Consider the following 21,577-nt stretch of genomic DNA (forward strand, 5'->3'; position numbering starts at 1 on the left):
CTGGCCAGCGATGACAATCGGACGGAGGAATGGAGGCAACGCGAAGATCTCGTCGGTGCAGATCTCGGGATCGGTATCCCGCACCGCACCGACGAGCCCCTTTGTGCCGGGTTCTTCGACGCCGGCATCCGCCCCCGCGGATCCTGAATTTCGGGACCCTTGCACCCGACGATCTCCCGGGCGTTCGGGCAAGCGATTTTTCGTGCGGCTCAGCCGTCGTCCTCCGTTCCGAGCCTGTCACAGCGATAATGTCGCGCCACGCTGGAGGCGTTGTCAACGCGAATTTGTGGTATTTTCTGGTTTTTTGCCCGAATTTTGCTAAATTCCTTGGAGTTAGTGGCATTTATGTCGTAGAAGCGGTCAGCGGTGCAACAATCCGACCGGATGGAACCGATGGTCCACTCGAAGCGGCATGGCGAAATCCTGCGCCTCCTCAAGGAGGAAGGCACCGTGACCATTGCGAGCCTGGCCGACCGGCTGGGCGTCTCGCTGGAGACAGTACGCCGCGACGTCAAGCCACTGACCAGCGACGGTTCCATCCTCAAGATGCACGGCGCCGTCGGCCTGCCTTCGATTGCCGGCGAAGCGCCGTTCGAGCGGCGCATGCGCGAGAACGCCGATGCCAAGCGAGCAATAGCGCGCATGGTCGCCGCCACCATCCGCGACGGCGAATCGATCATGCTCGACACCGGCACCACCACCTCTTTCCTGGCCCGGGAACTGCTCGGCCACCGGCGGCTGACGGTCGTCACCAACTCCTCCGACATCGCCCGCACACTGGCCACTGTCAACGGCAATAAGGTCTACATGGCCGGCGGCGAGCTGCGCAGCGATTCCGGTGCTGCCTTCGGCGTCTCGGCCATCGAATTCGTCAGCCGCTTTTCCGTCAGCCATGCTGTGATATCGACCGGTGCGGTCGATGCCGTTACCGGCGTCATGGACTATGATCTGGAAGAGGCCGAATTCGCCCGCATGGTGCTGTCGCGCGGCCAGCGTTCGCTTGTCGTCACCGACCATAGCAAATTCGGCCGCCAGGGCCTTGTTCAGGTCTGCGGCTTCGGCGGCTTTTCCGAACTCGCGACCGACCGTCCGCCGCCGCACGACATCGCTGCCGCCCTTGCCCAGGCCGGCGCACGGCTCAGCATTGCCGATGGCTGAAGCGAGGGCTGAGCTCTATCGTGAGCTCTGTCGGGAGATCTGCTCCAGCACCCACTTCCCAGCGCCGCGTCTGCCGTGTTTAGTCCGGCCATGGCTTTCACCATCCGCCAATTGCAGTTCTTTATCGCCGTCGCCGAGCAGGGCACAGTGTCGGGCGCCGCCCAGAACCTGTCGATCTCGCAATCGTCGGTCACCGAGGCGATCAAGGAGCTGGAGCACGATCTCGGCGTCGAGCTGTTCGAGCGCCACCCGCGCGGCTTGAACATCACCCACAAAGGCCACCAGTTCCTGCGCCATGCGAGAAAGATCCTGGCCGACGTTTCCGATGCGCGCCGCGCCTTCTTCGGCGAACAGGCCGCGGCAAGCGGGCGGCTGCAACTTGGCGTCACCTCGCTGGTCGCCGGCTATGTGCTTTCCGATCTTCTTGCCCGCTACCGCCGCGCCTATCCGGGTGTCGAGGTCTCGGCAATCGAGGACAATGGCGACTATCTCGAGCACCTGTTAATTGGGGGCAAGCTCGACATTGCCGTCATGGTCACCTCGAACCTGCGCGACCGCACGGCACTGCAGTCCGAAATCCTCGAAGTCTCGGCCTACCGGCTGTGGCTGCCGCTCGGCCACCCCTTGGCCGGTGCCGACATCATCGGCATCGGCGACATCGCCTCGGAACCGCTGATCATGCTGACCGTCGACGAGATCGAGGAGAATACCGGAAAGCTGCTGACGGCAATCGGCGCCAAGCCGCATGTCGCCTTCCGCACCCGCTCGGTCGAAGCGGTACGCAGCCTCGTCGCTACCGGCGCCGGCGTGGCGCTGCTGCCCGACCTCGTCTACCGGCCATGGTCGCTGGAAGGCGACCGCATCGAATCGCGCGATATTTCGGGATCGTTGCCGGTCGTCCAGGTCGGCATGGTCTGGCGGCGCGGCTCCGGTCTGCCGCAGGCGGCGCGCGACTTCATCGGACTTGCCCAGTCGCAGCGCATGGTGCGCCAACGGCCCGAGAAGATTGGCCGCTGACGTATCGGAAAAATCGATATCGGCTTTCTGATAAATGAATTTGCGAAACCGGAAATTTCGCAGCACTTTTCGGTCAGGGAACAAAGCTGCCGTTAGAGCGCGACGTGCGTCCAATTGGACGCACATAGTACGCTCTAAGACTTTTAGTTTTCGCATCGGGCCTTCCGAAAATCGATTTCCGATTTTCGGGCCGATGCGAGGAGCACGGCCCTTCAGGGCCGCGCATCCAACGTTTTTGAACGGGCGCATGACCTTCTTCCGAAACCCGAAACCGGTTTCGAGGTCATGCAAAAATGGGAGATCGACGATGAATTCATTGCTGAAATCATGCACTGCCTTGACGGTCGCGCTGAGCTTCTCCGGCCAGGCCATCGCCCAGGTCAAGGAGCTCGGCAAAGGCGAAGGCGAGGTCAATATCGTCGCCTGGCCGGGCTATATCGAGCGCGGCGAAACCGACAAGGCCTATGATTGGGTCACTTCGTTCGAGAAGGAAACCGGCTGCAAGGTCAACGTCAAGACCGCCAACACCTCCGATGAGATGGTCTCGCTGATGAACGAGGGCGGCTTCGATCTCGTCACCGCCTCGGGCGACGCTTCGCTGCGCCTTGTCGCCGGCAAGCGCGTCCAGCCGATCAACACCGACCTCATACCGAGCTGGAAGACGGTCGACAACCGGCTGAAGGATGCGCCCTGGTTCACCGTCGGCGGAGTCCATTACGGCGTCCCCTATCAGTGGGGGCCGAACGTGCTGATGTACAACACCGAAGTGTTCAAGGAGGCGCCGAAGAGCTGGAACGTGGTCTTCGAGGAAATGAAGCTTCCCGACGGCAAGTCGAACAAGGGCCGCGTCCAAGCCTATGACGGGCCGATCCACATCGCCGACGCTGCCAATTACCTGATGGCTCACAAGCCGGAGCTCGGCATCAAGGATCCGTACGAACTGACCGAGGATCAGTACAAGGCGGCGCTCGACCTGCTGCGGGTCCAGCGTACGCTGGTCGGACGCTATTGGCACGACGCCGCCATCCAGGTCGACGATTTCCAGAACGAAGGCGTCGTCGCCTCCGGTTCCTGGCCCTACCAGGTAAACACGCTGATCGCGGCCAAGAAGCCGGTCGCCTCGACTATCCCCGAGGAGGGCGTCACCGGCTGGGCCGATACCACGATGATGGAGGCCGATGCTGCCCACCCAAACTGCGCCTACATGTGGATGGAGCATTCGCTGTCGCCAAAAGTGCAGGGCGACGTCTCCGCCTGGTTCGGCTCGCTGCCGGTGGTGCCCGCCGCCTGCAAGGGCAACGAACTGCTCGGCGAGGAAGGCTGCAAGACCAACGGTTACGACAATTTCGACAAGATCAAGTTCTGGAAGACGCCGGTCTCGAAATGCGCCACCCAGAACGACCAGTGCGTGCCCTATTACCGCTGGGTGTCGGACTATATCGGCGTCATCGGCGGGCGGTGAGTTCGCCTCACCTACGAAGCTCGGCGCTGCCCCTCACCCTTACCCTCTCCCGGTGAAGAACCGGGGGGTCGCCAGCGTTGGAGCGCCTCCCTTCTCCCCGTCCACTATACGAGGAGAAGGTGCCGGCAGGCGGATAAGAGGCAGCGCTACCGCCTGAAATTTGATGAGCCTGACAGATCAGGACAGCCCCATGACCTCCGCCGTTTCCTTCCAAAACGTCTCTCGCCATTTCGGCAGCGTGCGTGCCGTTGACGCGGTCGATCTCGACATCGTGCCGGGCGAGTTCTTTGCCATGCTCGGGCCTTCCGGCTCGGGCAAGACGACGTGCCTGCGCCTCATCGCCGGTTTCGAGCAGCCGACGGCGGGCTCGATCTCGATCTTCGGCGAACGCGCCGAGGGCGTGCCGCCCTATCGCCGCAACGTCAACACCGTGTTCCAGGATTATGCGCTGTTCCCGCATTTCAACGTGCTCGACAACGTCGCCTATGGGCTGATGGTCAAGGGCGTCGGCAGACCGGAGCGGCAACAGGCGGCGGAAGAAGCGCTGGCGCTGGTGCGGCTTCCCGGCTACGGCGCCCGTCGCCCTGGCCAGCTTTCCGGCGGCCAGCGCCAGCGCGTCGCGCTCGCCCGTGCGCTGGTCAACCAGCCCAAGGTGCTGTTGCTCGACGAGCCGCTCGGCGCCCTCGACCTCAAGCTTCGCGAAAACATGCAGGAGGAGTTGAAATCGCTGCAGAAGGCGCTCGGCATCACCTTCGTGTTCGTCACCCACGACCAGGGCGAAGCGCTGTCGATGGCCGACCGCGTGGCCGTCTTCAATGACGGCAAGATCATGCAGATCGGCACGCCGGAAGACATCTACCAGCGCCCCAAGACCCGCTTCGTCGCCGATTTCGTCGGCTCGTCCAACGTGCTGCCGCCGGATTTCGTCCAGCGCTATGCCGGCCAGTATCGCTGGGGCAGCCTGCGGCCCGAATCCATCCGTATTGGCCGGGCCAACGGCGAAGGGGTTGCCGCCCGCCTGGTCTCGACCAACTATCTCGGCGCCACGACAAGACTGGCGCTCGATGCAGAGGGCTTGCGACTGCATGCCATCGTGCCGGCGGGTGCTGTGCTGCCGGGGGAAGGCGAGGCGGTGGTGCTCACCTTCAAGCGCGAGCATTTGCATCTGATGGACGAGCTCGGATGAGCCTGGACGCTGCCATGCCGCGGGCCACGGCCCCCGCCATCCTGCCGCGAAGTGGTGGCGTACGCGGCTGGCTCTCCGATCTCTTCTGGCGCCGGCCGCAATTCTTGCTGCTCTTGATGCTGCTACCCCCGGTTCTTTGGCTCGGCATCGTCTATATCGGCTCGCTGTTTGCGCTGCTTTTGCAGAGCTTCTTTTCGATCGATGAGTTCTCCGGCCTGATCAACCGCGAGTTCACGCTGAAGACCTATGGCGACCTGCTGCAGGCCGCCAATCTCGACATCATCCTGCGCACGGTGACTATGGCGGCGCTGGTGACGCTGGCGGCGGCGGTCATCGCCTTTCCCATCGCCTATTACGCGGCGCGCTATGCGCGCGGCCGTTGGAAGGCGCTGTTTTATCTCGGCGTCATGCTGCCGCTGTGGTCGAGCTACCTGGTCAAGATCTATGCGTGGAAGCTGATTCTCGCCAAGGAAGGCATCCTGACCTGGCTGCTGGCCAAATTGCATCTTCTGTGGCTGCTTGATGCCTGGCTGTCGCTGCCGGTCGTCGGCGGCAACTCGCTGTCGGTCTCCTCAACCGGTACCTTCATCGTCTTCGTCTATGTCTGGCTGCCGTTCATGATCCTGCCGGTGCAGGCCGCACTCGAGCGCGTGCCGGGCAATTTGGTCGAGGCTTCGTCCGATCTCGGCGCCTCGCCCGGGCAGACCTTCGGCAACGTGCTGTTCCCGCTGGCGCTGCCCGGCATCGTCGCCGGCTCGATCTTCACCTTCTCGCTGACGCTCGGCGACTACATCATCCCACAGATCATCGGCACCTCGCGGCTGTTCATCGGCCAGGCCGTCTATTCGCAGCAAGGCACCGCCGGCAATATCCCGCTCGCCGCCGCCTTCACCGTGGTGCCCATCGTCATCATGGGCTTCTACCTCTGGGGCGCCAAGCGCATGGGGGCTTTCGATGCGCTCTGACCGTGGCCCATCCGCGCCGATCGGCCTGAAGCTCGCTGCCACCGGCGGCCTGCTTTTCCTGCATTTGCCGATCCTGCTGATCTTCGTCTATGCCTTCACCACCGAGGAGAAGAGCTTCGTCTGGCCGCCGCCGGGCCTGACCACGCAATGGTTCGCCGTCACCTGGAACCGCCCCGACGTCTGGCAGGCGCTGTCATTGTCTGTGCGGGTCGCGGCGATCTCGACTACCATCGCGCTGGTCCTGGGCACGCTGTGCGCCGCTGCCGTGTCCCGCACAAAATTCTTCGGCCGCGAAACCATCTCGCTGCTGGTCATCCTGCCGATCGCGCTGCCCGGCATCATCACCGGCATCGCGCTGCGCTCGGCCTTCGCGCTGGCCGAAATCCCGTTCTCGTTCTGGACGATCGTGCTCGGCCACGCCACTTTCTGCGTGGTCGTCGTCTACAACAATGCGGTCGCCCGCTTCCGCCGCACGTCCGGCTCAATGATCGAGGCGTCGATGGATCTCGGCGCCGATGGTTTCCAGACCTTTCGGCATGTCGTGCTGCCCAACATCGCAACCGCGCTGCTGGCCGGCGGCATGCTTGCCTTTGCGCTGTCCTTCGACGAGGTCATCGTCACCACCTTCACCGCCGGCCAGCAGCAGACGGTGCCGATCTGGATGCTCGAAGAATTGATCCGTCCGCGCCAGCGTCCGGTCACCAATGTCGTGGCGATGGTGGTAGTGCTGGTGACGCTGCTCCCCATCCTCGCTGCCTATTACCTGACCCGCGACGGCGACCAGATCGCCGGTTCGGGCAAATGATCTCGTTCACAAGGGAGAGACTTCCATGGACACGCAGATGCTGATCGGCTCTAAATTCGAAAAAGGCACCGAGACCGAGGAGCCGATCCTCAACCCGAAGACCGGGGCGACCATCCTCAATCTGCCCGAGGCCAGCCCAGCGCAGATCGAGGCGGCCGTGCTTGCTGCCGAAAAAGCCTTCGTCACCTGGTCCCGCACAACACCGGCGCAGCGCGCCGGCTATCTCCTGAAGATCGCCGATCGCATCGAGGCTGCTGCACAGGATTTCGCGGCGCTCGAGGCGCTGAACTGCGGCAAGCCGATCAATGCCGTGCTCAATGACGAGATCCCGGCGATCGTCGACTGCTACCGCTTCTTTGCCGGCGCGGTCCGCTCGATGCCCGGCCAGGTCGCCGGCGAATACATTCCCGGCCACACCTCGATGGTCCGCCGAGACGCCATCGGCGTTGTCGCGTCGATCGCGCCGTGGAACTATCCGCTGATGATGATGGCCTGGAAGCTGGCGCCGGCGATTGCCGGCGGCAACACCGTCGCCTTCAAGCCGTCGGAACAGACGCCGCTGACCGCGCTGAAGCTGGCGAAAATCCTTGCCGAGATCCTGCCGGAAGGCGTCGTCAACGTCGTGCTCGGTCGCGGCGACAGCGTCGGCAACACGCTGATCAACCACCCGAAAGTCAACATGATCTCGATCACCGGCGACGTCGCCACCGGCAAGAAGGTGCTGCAGGCTGCCGCCAAATCGGTCAAGCGCACGCATCTCGAGCTCGGCGGCAAGGCGCCGGTCATCGTCTTCGACGACGCCGATCTCGGCGCGGTGGTCAACGGCCTGCGCGCCTTCGGCTATTACAATGCCGGCCAGGACTGCACCGCCGCCTGCCGCATCTACGCCGGCAAGAAGATCTACGACAAGCTCGTCGCCGACCTCTCCGCCGCCGTCTCGACTATCAAGTATGATCGTCCTGACGATACCGAAAACGAGATCGGCCCGCTGATCTCGCGTCGCCAGCGCGACCGCGTCTCGAGCTTCGTCGAGCGCGCCTCTGAGCTCAAGCACATCGAGATCACCACGGGCGGCAAGCCGGGCGAGGGCTCCGGCTTCTTCTACCAGCCGACCGTCGTCGCCGGCGCGCTGCAGGAGGACGAGATCGTGCGCCGCGAAGTGTTCGGTCCGGTGGTCTCGGTCACCCGCTTTTCCGAAGTCGACGAAGCGGTGAACTGGGCCAATGATTCTGACTACGGCCTGGCGTCGTCGGTGTGGACCAAGGACGTTTCGCGGGCCATGGCGACAGCCGCCCGGCTGCAATATGGCTGCACCTGGATCAATACCCATTTCATGCTGACCAACGAGATGCCGCATGGCGGGTTGAAACAATCCGGCTACGGCAAGGACATGTCGCTCTACGCGCTGGAGGACTATACCGCCGTCCGCCACGTCATGGTCGCTCACGGGTAGCGCCCGCGAGGAGACGCCTATTCTTCCGCCTCCTCCGCCTCGCCTGCGGCCGGCGCCACCAGCAGCACAGCGGCGCCTAGGAGCGCGGCGATGAAGGAGCCGGCGAGGATGCCGACCTTGACCGCGTCCTGCAGGGCGGCGTCGCTGGCGAAGGCGAGCAGGCCGATGAACAGGCTCATGGTGAAACCGATGCCACAGAGCAGCGAAATGCCGACCATGTGCAGCCAGCCGGCATTGACCGGCAGATCGGCGAAGCCAAGCCGGATGGCAAGCGCGGAAGACCCGAACACGCCGACCAGCTTGCCCAAGACGAGGCCGGCGGCGACGCCGAGCGTCAGCGGCTCGGCCAGGGCGGCAGCGCTGAGACCGGCGAGCGAGACGCCGGCGTTGGCAAAGCCGAAAATCGGGATGACGAAAAAGGCGACGACTTTGTGCAGGCCGTGTTCGAGCCGGTGCAGCGGCGAATGGTCGAGATCATGGCCGCTGCCCGGCGATATCTTCAGCGGTATGGTGAGGGCCAGCGCGACGCCGGCGAGCGTCGCATGGACGCCCGATTTGAGCACCAAAATCCACAGAACGATGCCGAGCAAGATGTACGGCAGCAGCGTCAGCACCCGCATGCGGTTGAGCACCACCAGCAGCGCGATCACGGCGAAGGCGGCGCCGAGATAGGCGAGCGAGAGGCCGCTGGTATAGAACACCGCGATGATGAGCACCGCGCCGAGATCGTCGATGATGGCAAGCGCCGTGAGGAATATCTTCAGCGAACCCGGGACGCGGCTGCCGAGCAGCGACAGCACGCCGAGCGCAAAGGCGATATCGGTGGCGGTTGGGATCGCCCAGCCGGACAGAGCGGCTGGATTGTTGCGGTTGATGGCGACGTAGACCAGTGCCGGCGCTGCCATGCCGCCGGCGGCGGCGATGCCGGGCAGCACGCGGCGCGGCCAGGTCGACAGCTGGCCGTCAAGCATTTCGCGCTTGATCTCGAGACCGACCAGCAGGAAGAACACCGCCATCAGGCCGTCATTGATCCAGTGCGAGACGCTGAGCGGTCCGAGATAGGCATGGAGGGCGGAGAAATAAGCCTCGCCCAGCGGCGAATTGGCGACGATCAGGGCCAAGGCCGCCGCAGCCATCAGGATGAGGCCGCCGGCCGCCTCGCTGTCGAGGAATTCGCGCAGCATGGAGACCAGCCGCTTTTCGTCCTGCATGTCGCCTCCGTCGTATCAGCGGCAAGGTCCGACACCGCCAAGCGATGATGCGCAAACAGCGCTGGCCGGGCAAGCCTGTAATGAGAGCCCTTTAGCGCGGCGCGCGCTTGGCGAGGATGCGTTGCAGCGTGCGGCGATGCATGTTCAGGCGGCGTGCGGTTTCCGAGACGTTGCGGTCGCACATTTCGTAGACGCGCTGGATGTGTTCCCAGCGCACACGATCGGCCGACATTGGATTTTCTGGCGGCGCTGCGCGTTCGCCCGCGGTGCGGGTCAGGGCGGCAAAAATATCGTCGGCATCGGCCGGCTTCGACAGATAGTCGATGGCGCCGAGCTTTACCGCTGTCACCGCGGTGGCGATGTTGCCGTAGCCGGTGAGGATGATGGCGCGGGCATCGTCGCGCTTCTCGCGAATCGCGGCGACGACGTCGAGGCCGTTGCCGTCGGCCAGCCGCATGTCGACGACCGCATAGGCCGGCGGATTGGCGCGCGCCTTGGCAACCGCCTCCTCGACGCTCTCCGCCGTCTCGACCACGAAACCCCTGGTTTCCATGGCGCGGGCAAGCCGCGTCAGGAACGGCTTGTCGTCGTCCACGATCAGCAGCGAGGTATCCTCGCCTTCGACCATTGCGCCAATCGTTTCGTCAGTACTCATCGTGCTGAAAATCCTGCTGCCTGATTTTTACGCAAATATAGTTTCGCAACGCTATTGTCCAATTTAGGCCGTGTCGAACATGGTGGCCGAAGCCTGCTCGGGATTGAGGAAGATGCTGCGCGGCCACGATATCTGCACGATAGCGCCCTCGCCGGGCTCGCTTGAATTGCGGAAATCGAGCGTCGCGCCGGAGCGTTCGAGCAAGGTCTTGGCGATGAATAGGCCGAGGCCGAGGCCGCCGCCGGCTTCGGTGCCTTGTCGCGTCGACATATAGGGTTCTCCGATACGGTCGATGATCTCCGGTGGAAAGCCCGGCCCGTCGTCGATGATCGAGAAGCTGACGGCGGCTTCATTCCAGTTCCAGCGCACTGTCACGCTGTTGCGGGCGAAGTCGACCGCGTTCTCGACCAGATTGCCGAGGCCGTAAATGACGCCGGGATTGCGCCGGCCCACCGGCTCCGGGCCGATGCGCTCGCCCGGCCGAAGCTTGATCGAAATGCCGAAATCGCGGTGCGGCGCCGTCACCTCCTCGACCAGCGAGGTCAGCGGCAGGCGCGAGAGGTGCACCTCGCTCTCGGAGGACAGGCTGGTCAGGCGCTTCAGGATTTCGCGGCAGCGCTCGCTCTGCGAACGCAGCAGCTTCACGTCCTCGCCGTATTTCGGATCTTCGCCAAGCGCCTTCTCCATCTCCTTGGCAACAAGCGTGATGGTGGCGAGCGGCGTGCCGAGTTCGTGCGCGGCGGCCGCGGCGAGGCCGTCGAGGGCCGAGAGATGCTGTTCTCGCTGCAGCACCAATTCCGTGGCGGCAAGCGCGTTGGCAAGCAGCCGCGCCTCCTCGGCCACCCGGAAGGCATAGATCGCGGTAAAGGCGATGGAGCAGAACACCGCCATCCACATGCCGGCGACATAGATGAACGGCATCGCCAATGGCGCCCCCTCATGCCAGGGCAGCGGCAGGTGGTAAAAGACCAGCAGCGTCGCCGCCACGATCACCAGCGCGCCGAGCATGGCGGTCAGCCGCAGCGGCAGCGACGTCGCCGAGACGACGACGGGCACGGTCATCAGCAGCGAAAACGGATTCGTAAGGCCGCCGGTCATGTAGAGCAGGCCGGCAAGCTGCAGGCTGTCGAAGGTCAGGATGGCGAAGGCCGAGAACGGGGTAAGCCGATGCGCCGCCGGATAGCGGAAGGTCAGCAAAAGGTTCATCCAGGCCGAACAGGCGATCAGCGCAAAACACATGCTGACCGGCAGCGGAAATTTCAGCCCGTAAGCGACGACAAGCACGGTCAGGCTCTGGCCGACGATGGCAAGCCAGCGCAACCTGATCAGCGTATTGAGGCGCAGCCGCTGACTTTGCTGGAAGTCGGGTGCGTGCAGGATGTTTATCATGGGCGGTGATTATAGAGGGGAAACAGTCGGAGGTCTTTTCCGAAAACCGCCGAAGCTGGGCCGGTTCGGGATGACAGTCTGGAAGCATCAGGTACCGCGCGGCTTGGCGCGGCTAGTGGCGGCGGCGAGAAGCGGGTTCTCCGGCCAGACATGCCTGGGATAGCGGCCGCGCATCTCTGCCCGCACATCGGCCCAGGAGCCGCGCCAGAAGCCGGGCAGGTCGCGCGTCGTCTGGATCGGCCGGTGCGCCGGCGACAGCAATTCGAGCGTCAGCGGCACAGTGCCGTTGGCGATCGCCGGATGCCGGTCGAGGCCGAACAGTTCCTGCACGCGGATCGCCAGCACCGGCCATTCGCCGTCATAGCGGATCGGCAGCCGGCTGCCCGACGGCGCGTCGAAATGGGTCGGCGCCAATGTGGCGATCTTGCGCTGCAATTCGTGCGGCACCAGCGTCATCAGGCCTTGCGAAAGCACGCTGGGATCGATTGCCGCAAAGGATGCCGCGCCGGAAAGGAACGGCAGCAGCCAGTCGTCGAGGCGCTCGAGGAGCGCGGCATCGGAGACATCGGGCCATGGCACGCCGAGGCCGCGATGCAGCCAGCCGAGCCGCTGCCGCAACGTCTCCGCCTCGCTGTTCCACGGCAACAGGGACAGGCCGTGTTCGCGCAAGGCGTCGAGGATGGCGCGATCCGCGTCGGCACCGGTCGGCGCCGGCAGCATGCGTTCGGACAGCGTGATGGCGCCGAGGCGAACCGTTTCGCGCACCCGCACCGCGCGCCTGTCGCGGTCGAAGCTCACCTCGCGGCGGGCCTCGATCTTTTCCGCCAGCGCCGTGCGGATGTCGGCCTCATCGATGGCTGCCGCTGCGGTGATGCGGGCGTTCTGCGCCTTGCCCTGCAGGTCGGCGACGACGAGCCAGGTCTCGCCGGCCAGCGGATCGGAGGCGTCGAGCATGGCGCCCGAGCCGTTGGCAAGCACGAAGCGGCCACGCTCGCCGCGCGCTTTGGCGACCCGATCCGGCCAGGCATGGATGAGGAGAGCGCCGGCTGTGCTGCCCTCCCCCTTGAGGGGGTCGGAAGGACGGGCGAGACCCGTGGCTCGCCCCGGCGCGTCGATCCGCGTACCGGATAGGGGTGGGGCCGCTTCGGGCACGCCATCGACGACCCCGCCCCGTCTCGCTCGTCTCGCTGCGCTCGGCTCGCTTGCCGACCCTCCCCTAGAGGGGAAGGGTGAAGCCTGCTTTGCCAGCCTCTCAGCCAGCTGCCGGGCGGCGGTGGCGCGCGGCGATCTTTCGGCGCGAAAGCGCAGCAGCCGCCGTTCGAGATCGGCACCATCGCCGCCAAGGCCACGCTCGGTCAATAATACGGCGAGCATCGCCGCCTCGAGCGCCTCTCCGGTCCTTGCCGCCTCGGCGACCATATGGGCAAGCCGCACCGGTAGCGCCAGCCTACGCATCGCGGCACCGGCATCCGTCAGGCGTCCTGCCGCATCGACAGCATCGAGCGCACGTAGCAGTACCCTCGCCTCGGTGAGCGCCGGAGCCGGCGGGGGGTCGAGGAAGGATAGACTGGTCGGATCGGCGACGCCGAACGCTGCGCTATCGAGCAACAGGCCGGAAAGATCGGCCTCGAGGATTTCCGGCGGCGTGAAGGCCGGCAGGGCCGCCGTCTGCTCGGCCCGCCACAACCGGATGGCGACGCCCGGCTGCGTGCGCCCGGCACGGCCGGCGCGCTGGTCGGCGGAAGCGCGGGAAGCACGTACCGTCTCCAGCCGCGTCAGGCCGCTCGCCGGTTCATAGCGCGGCAGCCGCGACAGGCCGGAATCGATGACGACGCGCACGCCGTCGATGGTGATGGAGGTTTCGGCGATCGACGTCGCCAGCACGACCTTGCGGCGGCCGAGCGGCGCCGGCTTGATCGCCGCGTCCTGCGCCTTGTTGTCGAGCATACCATAGAGCGGCACGATGTCGGTATCGGCGCCGACCTTGCCCGCCAGCCGCTCGGCGGTGCGCTCGATCTCGCGCTGGCCGGGCAGGAAAGCGAGCACGCTGCCCTCCTCCCCGGCAAGCGCCGAGCGGATCGCCTTGGCCATGGCGTCCTCGATGGTGACGCCGGCCGGCCGCTCGTCATAGCGGATGTCGACCGGGAAGGCGCGGCCTGCGCTCTCGATCACCGGCGCGCCGGACAGCAATTTTGCGACACGCGCGCCGTCGAGCGTTGCCGACATCACCAGCAATCTGAGTTCGGGCCTCAGCGCACCCTGCACGTCGAGCGCCAGCGCCAGCCCGAAATCGCCGTCGAGCGAGCGTTCGTGGAACTCGTCGAATAGCACCGCCGCGACACCAGGCAGTTCCGGGTCGTCGAGGATCATGCGGGACAGCACGCCTTCGGTGACGACGAGAACCCTGGTTTTTGCGGAACTGCGGTTTTCCATGCGCATGGCATAGCCGACGGTTTCGCCGGGCTCTTGGCCGAGCAATTCGGCCATGCGGCGGGCGGCAGCGCGGGCGGCGAGGCGGCGCGGCTCGAGCAGGATGATCTTTCCGGCGCCGAGCCATTCAGCGTCGAGCAGCGCCAGTGGAACCAGCGTCGTCTTGCCGGCACCGGGCGGCGCCACCAGCACGGCGCTGTTACCATGGCTCAGCGTTTCATTGAGCGCCGGCAAGACAACGGAGACCGGCAGGTCCGGCAAGGGTTTTGTCGTCATTGTGCTATGCTGTGCAGCCAGTTGGCAGCAACCGCATATCAGCGGTGGCGGTCGCGGCGCAACCTCGGCGCCGACTCAAAGCCTGGTCCGCGAAAACGGGTTCCAGCGCACCGTGCCGAGCCGCACCTCCTCGCGCACCATGGTCAGCAGGCCGGAACCGCCGACCACGGCCAAGCCGACCAGCGACAGAAAATCCGGATATTCCCTGAAGAACAGCGCACCCAGAACCACCGCCCAGACGATCTGCGAGTAATGCGTCGGCGCGATGCGGTTGGCCGGTGCGTATTTGACCGCCAGCAGATGCAACAGCTGGCCGCCGGCGGTGAAGGCGCCGGCCAGTACCAGCCAGGCCCATTGCCTGCCATCCGGCAACGAGAACGAGGTAGCCGCCGCACCGGCGCCGTTGAAGAGCAGGCCGTAGCCGATCAGCACGCCGAGCATCGTCGTGCGCTTTTCCTGCGCGGCAAGCGAACGCATCAGGATCACATTGGTGGCGGCCAGGAAGGCGATGATGAACGCCGCCAGATGACCAAGATGCAATTCGCGAAACCCCGGCCTGACGACCAGCATGACCCCGGCAAAGCCGGCGACCACCGCCAGCCACCGCCACGGGCCGACCTTCTCCTTGAGGACCAGCGTGGCTAGGATGGTGACGAACAGCGGCGCCAGAAAGATGAGCGCATAGACTTCCGCCAGCGGGATGGTGGTGAAGGCATAGACGCTGAGCACGCCCGAGGCGATGCCGGCCCAGGCCCGGGCCTGTACCGCCCAGGGCCGGTTGGTGCGCCAGAAATCGAGCCAGCGCTCGCCTGCCGGCCTGGCAAAGAGCAGAAAGCAGCCGGCAAACAATGTCGAGAAGAAGCCGATCTCGAAGACGTTGAACTGCCCGCCCAGGCTTTTGACAACCGCGTCGCTGCACGAATAGCTTGCATAGGCGATGAGCGCGAGCAGAATTCCGTTGGGCACGTTTTTCCATTTCCGGGAGAGATGAGAGTGAAGATATTGGCGCTTGGCGCGCATCCGGACGACATCGAGATCTTCATGTTCGGTACGATGGCCGCCTATGCCGCGCAAGGCGCAGAACTCTTTTTTGCCATAGCCACGGATGGCGCCAGGGGCGGCTATGGCGATCCGGCCGCACTTGCCCGCACGCGCCGCAAGGAGGCGACGGCGGCGGCCGGCCTGCTTGGCGTGACGCCGCGCTTCCTCGACTTTCCCGATGGCGGGCTGGTCGCGGATGCCGCGCTGATCGGGGCGCTCAAAGCACTGATCGGCGAGATAGGGCCGGATCTGGTGATAACGCATGCGCCGAACGACTATCATGGCGACCACCGCGCGCTATCGGATGGCGTGCGCATCGCAGCGTCATTCTCGGTGCCGGTGCTACATGCCGACACGTTCGGCGGCACCGGGTTTTCGCCAACGCACTACGTCGACACCTCCAGGCATTTCGATCTCAAGGCGGAGGCGATCCGGGCGCACCAGTCGCAGGATCCCGAGCGTTTCGTCGACGCGGCGCGCACGCAGAACGCCTTTCGCGCCGGCCAGTGCAACGGCCCGGCCGGATCGTTTGCCGAGGCCTTCCGCTTCGAGCCAGTCTTCCCCTTCGCCGATATCCGCGCGCTGCTGCCGCCGGCCCCAGTGATCCGTCCGGTGGCTGTCAGCAACAAGACGGTGACCTAGACAGGTCGCCGCAACTTCTCACGTTGCTTTCCTGTCCAGCATGCTGCGGTGCAGCAACGAATTCGCTTGCTTTGTTTAGTAAAAATTGCATCACTAAACAAATTACTAAACATCCGGTGCGCCGCCGCGTCGTTGTGTTTGGGCCCCGGAGGAGGGGTTTAGCGGGCTCTTGAAACCGTCATCCGGACGTGTTTCGCAAATGGGAGGAAGGCATGAAATCGACCTTGAAATTGGCGTTGGGACTGGCATCGACACTCTTTGCGTCGACAGCCGTTTCGAATGTCGCGCAGGCAGAAGATCTGACGCTTTGCTGGGCAGCCTGGGACCCGGCCAACGCGCTTGTGGAATTGTCCAAGGACTTCACCAAGGAAACCGGCATCGGCATGAAATTCGAATTCGTGCCGTGGACCAACTATGCCGATCGCTTTCTCAACGAGCTGAATTCGCACGGCAAGCTGTGCGACCTCATCATCGGCGACAGCCAGTGGATCGGCGGTGCCGCCGAGAACGGCCATTACGTCAAGCTGAACGACTTCTTCGACAAGGAGAAGATTAGCATGGATGATTTCGTGCCGGCGACCGTCGTCGGCTATTCGGAATGGCCGAAGAACTCGCCGAATTACTGGGCGCTGCCGGCCATGGGTGACGTCGTCGGTTGGACTTACCGCAAGGACTGGTTCTCCAAGCCGGAGCTGCGGAAGGAATTCAAGGAAAAGTACGGCTGGGATCTCGGCCCGCCGACGACCTTCGACCAATTGAAGCAGATCGCCGAATTCTTCCAGAAGCGCGACATCGACGGCAAGACCGTCTATGGCGCGTCGATCTACACCGAGCGCGGCTCGGAAGGCATCACCATGGGCGCCATGGACGTGCTCTACAGCTTTGGCTTCCAGTACGAAAACCCGAAAAAACCCTACGAGATGGAAGGCTTCGTCAACTCCGATAAATCGGTGAAGGGCCTGGAGTTCTACAAAGCCCTCTACGATTGCTGCACCCCTCCCGGCGCCTCGAACAGCTACATGGGCGAAGGCGTTGATGCCTTCAAATCCGGCCAGGTGGCGATGCACATGAACTTCGCCTTCACCTGGCCAGGCCTGCAGAAGGACGAGAATGTCGGCGGCGACAAGATCGGCTATTTCGTCAATCCCAAAGGTCCGGACGGGGACCAGTTCGCCCAGCTCGGCGGCCAGGGCATCTCGGTGGTCTCCTATTCCGACAAGCAGGAAGCCGCGCTCAAATACATCAAATGGTTCGCCAACAAGGACGTGCAGTCCAAATGGTGGTCGCTCGGCGGCTATTCCTGCCTCAACGCGGTCGTCAAGGACCCCGCCTTCCCGGCCAGCCAGCCCTATGCGCAGACCTTCCTCGACTCGATGGCCATCGTGAAGGACTTCTGGGCCGAGCCGAGCTATGCCCCGCTGTTGCAGGCATCGCAGAAGCGCTTCCACGACTATGTCGTTGCCGGGCAAGGCTCGGCCAAGGATGCGCTCGACGGCCTCGTCAAGGACTGGACCGAGGTCTTCCAGGACGATGGCAAGATGTAAACGGCTCCTCCCGAGCCCATGACCGAACCGTCCCGTGCCACTTGGCACGGGACACAGTTCAGATAAATTCCATTGTCGAGACGAGCCAAGTGACCGAAGCAGGACTGACCATGCTCAATCGGACGGCGGACAGCGTTGCCCGGGCTACGCCCGAGCCGTTGGCCCGCAAGGTCCGGGGCATCAGCGACAAGGGCCTCGCCTGGCTGTTCATCTCGCCGACGATCCTGTTGCTGTTAGCTATCAACATCTTTCCGCTGTTCTGGGCAATCTATCTGTCCTTCACCAATTTTCGCGCCAATCGGCCCAACGAGGTTGTGAAGAACCTCGGGCTGGCCAACTACAAGCGCATCCTCGCCGACCAGGACATCTGGATCGCCATGCAGACGACGGCGCATTTCGTGTTCTGGACCATCCTGCTGCAGACGCTGATCGGCTTCACTCTGGCCTGGCTGATCGACCGCAAGTTCCGCGGCCACGCCTTCTGGACGACCATCATCCTGGTGCCGATGATGCTATCGCCGGCGGTGGTCGGCAATTTCTGGCGCTTTCTCTACGAGCCGCAGATCGGGCTGTTCGCCTACGCCGTTTCGTTCGTCACCGGCATTCCGGCAACCGAGATCAGCATGCTCTCCAACGTGTCACTGGCGCCATGGTCGATCATCATCGTCGACACCTGGATGTGGACGCCTTACGTAATGCTGATCTGCCTCGCCGGCCTGCGCTCGATCCCCGAATACATCTACGAAGCGGCCGAGGTCGACCGCGCCTCCAACTGGCGGCAGTTCTGGTCGATCACGCTGCCGATGGCGCTGCCCTTCATCATGCTGGCGGTGCTGTTTCGCGGCATCGAGAACTTCAAGATGTTCGACATGGTCAATTTGCTCACCGGCGGCGGGCCGGGATCGACCACCGAAGTGGCCTCGATCACGCTGAAGCGGCAGGCCTTCGAAAGCTGGCGGACGGGCTATTCCTCGGCTTTCGCCATCATCCTGTTCGTCGCAGTGTTTGGCCTCGCAAACATCTACGTCAAGGCGCTCAACAAGGTGAAGCAGAGATGAGCCTGACGTCAGCCCATTCCGTTGTCGCGCCGTCGGCCACGTCGAAGCGCGTCGCCGGCGCCATCATCGTCGCCTACGCGCTGATCTCGATCGTGCCGCTGCTGTGGATCTTCGCCACCAGCTTCAAGACGCCGCCGGATTCGATCGCCTATCCGCCGAAGATCCTGTTCCAGCCCAGCCTCGAGGGCTACTGCAATTTGTTCTCGACCCGGACTCGGCAAACACCGGAATACATCAACTCGCTGGGACCGGCGACGGGCCTGTGCGACGAGACGGTGCGCAAGCGCAATATGGTGATCGCCGGCCCGTCCAACTTCATGCCGCGCTTCGTCAATTCGCTGATTATCGCGTTCGGCTCGACGTTTTGCGCGGTTTTCCTCGGCACGCTGTCGGCCTATGGCTTTTCGCGCTTCAAGGTGCCGCTCGCCGACGACCTTCTGTTCTTCATCCTGTCGACGCGGATGATGCCGCCGATCGCGGTCGCCATCCCGATCTACCTGATGTACCGGGAGCTTGGCCTGTCGGACACGGCTCTCGGCATGATCCTGCTTTATACGGCGGTCAACGTGTCCTTGGCGGTGTGGCTGCTGAAAGGCTTCATCGACGAGATCCCGCGCGAATATGAAGAAGCGGCGATGATCGACGGCTACACCAGGCTGCAGGCGTTCTGGCGCACGGTGCTGCCGCAGGCGACCACCGGTATTGCCGCAACCGCCATCTTCTGCCTGATCTTTGCCTGGAACGAATATGCCTTCGCTGCGCTGCTGACCTCGGGCACGGCGCAGACCGCGCCGCCCTTCATTCCGACCATCATCGGCGAAGGCGGTCAGGACTGGCCGGCGGTCGCGGCCGGCACGACGATCTTTCTGGTGCCGATCCTGGTCTTCACCATCCTGCTTCGCAAGCAATTGCTGCGCGGCATCACCTTTGGCGCGGTGCGTAAATGAGCATGACCGCAAAACGCAAATCGCGCTGGCCCGTCTGGGCCAGGCGCGGGCTGATGGAAAACGTCGCCACCGCGATCATCGCCATCGGCTTCCTGATGCTGTTCCAGCCCTTCGCACTGGTGCTCTACACCTATTCCTTCATCACCATGCTTGCGGGCACGGCGATGTTCATCATCGTCTCGAAATTTCCGGAGTAGACGATGGCCGAGATCAGGGTCGAACATGTGAGGAAGGCATTCGGCGATTTCGTCGCCGTGCAAGATTCCAACTTCGTCGTCGAGGACGGCGAATTCTTCGTCATGCTGGGGCCGTCCGGCTGCGGCAAGACGACGACGTTGCGCATGATCGCCGGGCTCGAACTGCCAACCGGCGGCAAGATCCTGCTTGGCGGCGAGGACGTCACCATGCGGCGTGCCCGCGAGCGCGACATCGCCTTCGTCTTCCAGCTGTTCGCGCTCTATCCGCACATGAATGTGCGGAAGAACATCGGCTTTCCACTGCTGGCGCAAGGCGTGCCAGGCGCTGAAATCCGGAGCCGAGTGGAGGAGACGGCGAAGCTTTTGCGGATCGACCATCTGCTCAACAAATCGGTCTCCGGGCTTGCCGGCGGCGATCGCCAGCGCGTGGCGCTCGGCCGCGCCATCGTACGGCGGCCAAAATGCTTCCTGATGGATGAGCCGCTCGGCACGCTCGACACCGAATTCCGCGACCTGATGGTCCATGAATTGCGAGAACTGCACAACCGCATTCACGCCACCACCGTCTATGTCACGCATGACCAGATGGAAGCGATGTCGATGGCCGACAAGATCGCGGTGATGAACCACGGCGTCATCGAGCAGTTCGGCACGCCGCGCGAGATCTACGACCGGCCGGCGACGATGTTCGTCGCCGACTTCATCGGCTCGCCGCCGATGAATTTCCTCGGCTTCGGCGGCGGGCTTTCAAAGGGCGCCAGGGAAATTGTTGTGCAAGGCGCGAAGGTGGCCGTGCCGGAGATCCGCGAGGACGTCGCGCCGGCCGAGATGGCGCTTGGCATCCGACCGGAGCACATCCGCTTCGATGACGCTTCGAAGCTGCGCGGTGCTATTTACGGCACGGAATATCTCGGCACCACTCAGATCGTCGCGGTGGAGACAGCGGACGGCATCATCAAGGCCAGGGTGCCGGCCGAAATCCGGCTCAATCCGGGCGATCATGTGGGCCTGGCGCTGAGCAGCGCGCGGCTGTCGCTGTTCGCAAAAGGATCCGGGCGTGCGGTGCGCACCGAAATCCATGACTCGGCCTCCCAGGGGAGAGCACATCATGGCTGACGTTCACATCAAAAGCGTGACCAAGGCTTTTGGCGAGCATGTCGCCGTCGACAATCTCGACCTGCATATCGCCGACGGGGAATTCGTCGTGCTGCTCGGGCCGACCGGCGCCGGCAAGACGACGACGCTCAGGCTGATCGCCGGGTTGGAGCGTCCGGAAGCGGGCTCGATCCATATTGCCGGCCACGACACGACGACGCTGTCGCCGGCCGAGCGCGACACCGCTTTCGTATTCCAGCAATATTCGCTCTATCCGCATCTGTCGGTTTACGACAACCTCGCCTTTCCGCTGCGCTCGCCAGCACGGAAAATGCCGGAGGATCAGATCCGCCGCCGCGTCGAGGACGTGGCCAAGATGGTGCGCATCCACCACAAGCTGAATAATCGCTCGACCAAACTCTCTGGCGGCGAGATGCAGCGCGTCGCCATCGGCCGCGCCTTGGTGCGCAAGCCGTCGATCTACCTGATGGACGAGCCGCTGTCGTCGCTCGACGCCAAGCTGCGCGCCGATCTCAGGCTAGAGCTGAAGCGCATCCAGGCGGAACTCGGCGCCACAATGCTCTACGTCACGCACGACCAGATCGAAGCGATGACCATGGCCGACCGCATCGGCATTCTCGCCGACGGCGTGCTGGTGCAGATCGGTTCCCCGCGCGCGATCTATTCTGAGCCGGCAAACCTACACGTCGCCGCACGGCTCGGCCAACCGGCAATCAATTTGTTGCCGGTCGGACTGCTGCCGGATGGCGGCGCGCCGGCGGGAACAAAGACGATCGGTGCTCGCACCGAACATCTTTCGATCGAGAAGGCGGCGAACGGCCATGCCGACGGCGTCGTCGATTGGGTCGAGCATCTCGGCGACCAGAACCATCTGCATGTGACGGTGGGGACCAGGAAGCTGGTGACGCTAACCGACCCCGACACCGACCTGGCTCAGGGCGACAAGATCATGATCCGCTATCGCTCGCCGCTGTATTTCGGCCCCGATGGGCGACGGCTGATGTGAGCGCTGCGCGAGTGTTTTC

General features: G+C 64.0%; 19 protein-coding genes. 14 read left to right on the plus strand and 5 right to left on the minus strand.

Annotated elements, in window-relative coordinates:
• Window positions 1-393: 393 nt before the first annotated feature.
• The 7 genes from NKJ15_RS01485 (at window position 394) to NKJ15_RS01515 (ending at window position 8,046) form a co-directional block, all read left to right on the plus strand.
• Window positions 394-1,158 (plus strand): DeoR/GlpR family DNA-binding transcription regulator, encoded by a 765-nt coding sequence (locus NKJ15_RS01485; RefSeq protein WP_352469949.1) that lies wholly within the window; start codon window positions 394-396, stop codon window positions 1,156-1,158.
• Between the two features lie 90 nt (window positions 1,159-1,248).
• Complete coding sequence (locus NKJ15_RS01490) at window positions 1,249-2,175, plus strand: LysR family transcriptional regulator (RefSeq protein ID WP_023676350.1); 927 nt, start codon at window positions 1,249-1,251, stop codon at window positions 2,173-2,175.
• 307 nt (window positions 2,176-2,482) lie between these two features.
• A complete protein-coding gene (locus tag NKJ15_RS01495) occupies window positions 2,483-3,637 on the plus strand; it encodes an ABC transporter substrate-binding protein (protein ID WP_352540421.1) in 1,155 nt (384 codons plus the stop codon).
• 190 nt (window positions 3,638-3,827) lie between these two features.
• Window positions 3,828-4,823 (plus strand): ABC transporter ATP-binding protein, encoded by a 996-nt coding sequence (locus NKJ15_RS01500; protein ID WP_352540420.1) that lies wholly within the window; start codon window positions 3,828-3,830, stop codon window positions 4,821-4,823.
• 14 nt (window positions 4,824-4,837) lie between these two features.
• Window positions 4,838-5,788, plus strand: a complete 951-nt coding sequence (locus NKJ15_RS01505) for an ABC transporter permease (RefSeq protein ID WP_352814101.1) — start codon at window positions 4,838-4,840, stop codon at window positions 5,786-5,788.
• A complete protein-coding gene (locus NKJ15_RS01510) occupies window positions 5,778-6,593 on the plus strand; it encodes an ABC transporter permease (RefSeq protein ID WP_352469946.1) in 816 nt (271 codons plus the stop codon). Before NKJ15_RS01505 ends, NKJ15_RS01510 begins: the two co-directional genes overlap by 11 nt.
• Window positions 6,594-6,618: 25 nt before the next feature.
• On the plus strand, window positions 6,619-8,046 hold the full coding sequence (locus NKJ15_RS01515; RefSeq protein ID WP_352540419.1) for a gamma-aminobutyraldehyde dehydrogenase: 1,428 nt from the start codon (window positions 6,619-6,621) through the stop codon (window positions 8,044-8,046).
• A 17-nt stretch (window positions 8,047-8,063) separates the two neighbouring features.
• On the opposite strand, the gene nhaA is transcribed toward NKJ15_RS01515, so the two are convergent.
• The 5 genes from nhaA to NKJ15_RS01540 form a co-directional block, all read right to left on the minus strand.
• Window positions 8,064-9,257 (minus strand): Na+/H+ antiporter NhaA, encoded by a 1,194-nt coding sequence (gene nhaA / locus NKJ15_RS01520; RefSeq protein ID WP_352813810.1) that lies wholly within the window; start codon window positions 9,255-9,257, stop codon window positions 8,064-8,066.
• Between the two features lie 91 nt (window positions 9,258-9,348).
• A complete protein-coding gene (locus NKJ15_RS01525; protein ID WP_023676342.1) occupies window positions 9,349-9,912 on the minus strand; it encodes an ActR/PrrA/RegA family redox response regulator transcription factor in 564 nt (187 codons plus the stop codon).
• Between the two features lie 63 nt (window positions 9,913-9,975).
• Complete coding sequence (locus tag NKJ15_RS01530; protein WP_352813812.1) at window positions 9,976-11,301, minus strand: ActS/PrrB/RegB family redox-sensitive histidine kinase; 1,326 nt, start codon at window positions 11,299-11,301, stop codon at window positions 9,976-9,978.
• Window positions 11,302-11,388: 87 nt separating this feature from the next.
• Complete coding sequence (gene hrpB / locus NKJ15_RS01535) at window positions 11,389-14,007, minus strand: ATP-dependent helicase HrpB (RefSeq protein ID WP_352813814.1); 2,619 nt, start codon at window positions 14,005-14,007, stop codon at window positions 11,389-11,391.
• 75 nt (window positions 14,008-14,082) lie between these two features.
• Window positions 14,083-14,973: a DMT family transporter gene (locus tag NKJ15_RS01540; protein ID WP_352448474.1), complete on the minus strand. Its 891-nt coding sequence runs from the start codon at window positions 14,971-14,973 to the stop codon at window positions 14,083-14,085.
• A gap of 27 nt (window positions 14,974-15,000) precedes the next feature.
• On the opposite strand from NKJ15_RS01540, the gene NKJ15_RS01545 reads away from it, so the two are divergent.
• The 7 genes from NKJ15_RS01545 (at window position 15,001) to NKJ15_RS01575 (ending at window position 21,558) form a co-directional block, all read left to right on the plus strand.
• Window positions 15,001-15,690 (plus strand): PIG-L deacetylase family protein, encoded by a 690-nt coding sequence (locus tag NKJ15_RS01545; protein WP_352743063.1) that lies wholly within the window; start codon window positions 15,001-15,003, stop codon window positions 15,688-15,690.
• 212 nt (window positions 15,691-15,902) lie between these two features.
• On the plus strand, window positions 15,903-17,234 hold the full coding sequence (locus tag NKJ15_RS01550; protein ID WP_352448472.1) for an ABC transporter substrate-binding protein: 1,332 nt from the start codon (window positions 15,903-15,905) through the stop codon (window positions 17,232-17,234).
• Between the two features lie 110 nt (window positions 17,235-17,344).
• Complete coding sequence (locus tag NKJ15_RS01555; protein ID WP_031211681.1) at window positions 17,345-18,292, plus strand: carbohydrate ABC transporter permease; 948 nt, start codon at window positions 17,345-17,347, stop codon at window positions 18,290-18,292.
• Window positions 18,289-19,239, plus strand: coding sequence for a carbohydrate ABC transporter permease (locus NKJ15_RS01560; RefSeq protein WP_352448471.1), 951 nt, complete (start codon window positions 18,289-18,291; stop codon window positions 19,237-19,239). The genes NKJ15_RS01555 and NKJ15_RS01560 overlap by 4 nt, the downstream gene beginning before the upstream one ends.
• On the plus strand, window positions 19,236-19,436 hold the full coding sequence (locus NKJ15_RS01565; RefSeq protein ID WP_023676334.1) for a hypothetical protein: 201 nt from the start codon (window positions 19,236-19,238) through the stop codon (window positions 19,434-19,436). Before NKJ15_RS01560 ends, NKJ15_RS01565 begins: the two co-directional genes overlap by 4 nt.
• 3 nt (window positions 19,437-19,439) lie before the next feature.
• A complete protein-coding gene (locus NKJ15_RS01570) occupies window positions 19,440-20,552 on the plus strand; it encodes an ABC transporter ATP-binding protein (protein WP_352813817.1) in 1,113 nt (370 codons plus the stop codon).
• Window positions 20,545-21,558, plus strand: a complete 1,014-nt coding sequence (locus tag NKJ15_RS01575) for an ABC transporter ATP-binding protein (RefSeq protein WP_352448469.1) — start codon at window positions 20,545-20,547, stop codon at window positions 21,556-21,558. Before NKJ15_RS01570 ends, NKJ15_RS01575 begins: the two co-directional genes overlap by 8 nt.
• Window positions 21,559-21,577: the final 19 nt, after the last annotated feature.

Origin of the sequence: Mesorhizobium sp. M0207, from assembly GCF_040321995.1 — a bacterium.
GTDB lineage: Bacteria > Pseudomonadota > Alphaproteobacteria > Rhizobiales > Rhizobiaceae > Mesorhizobium.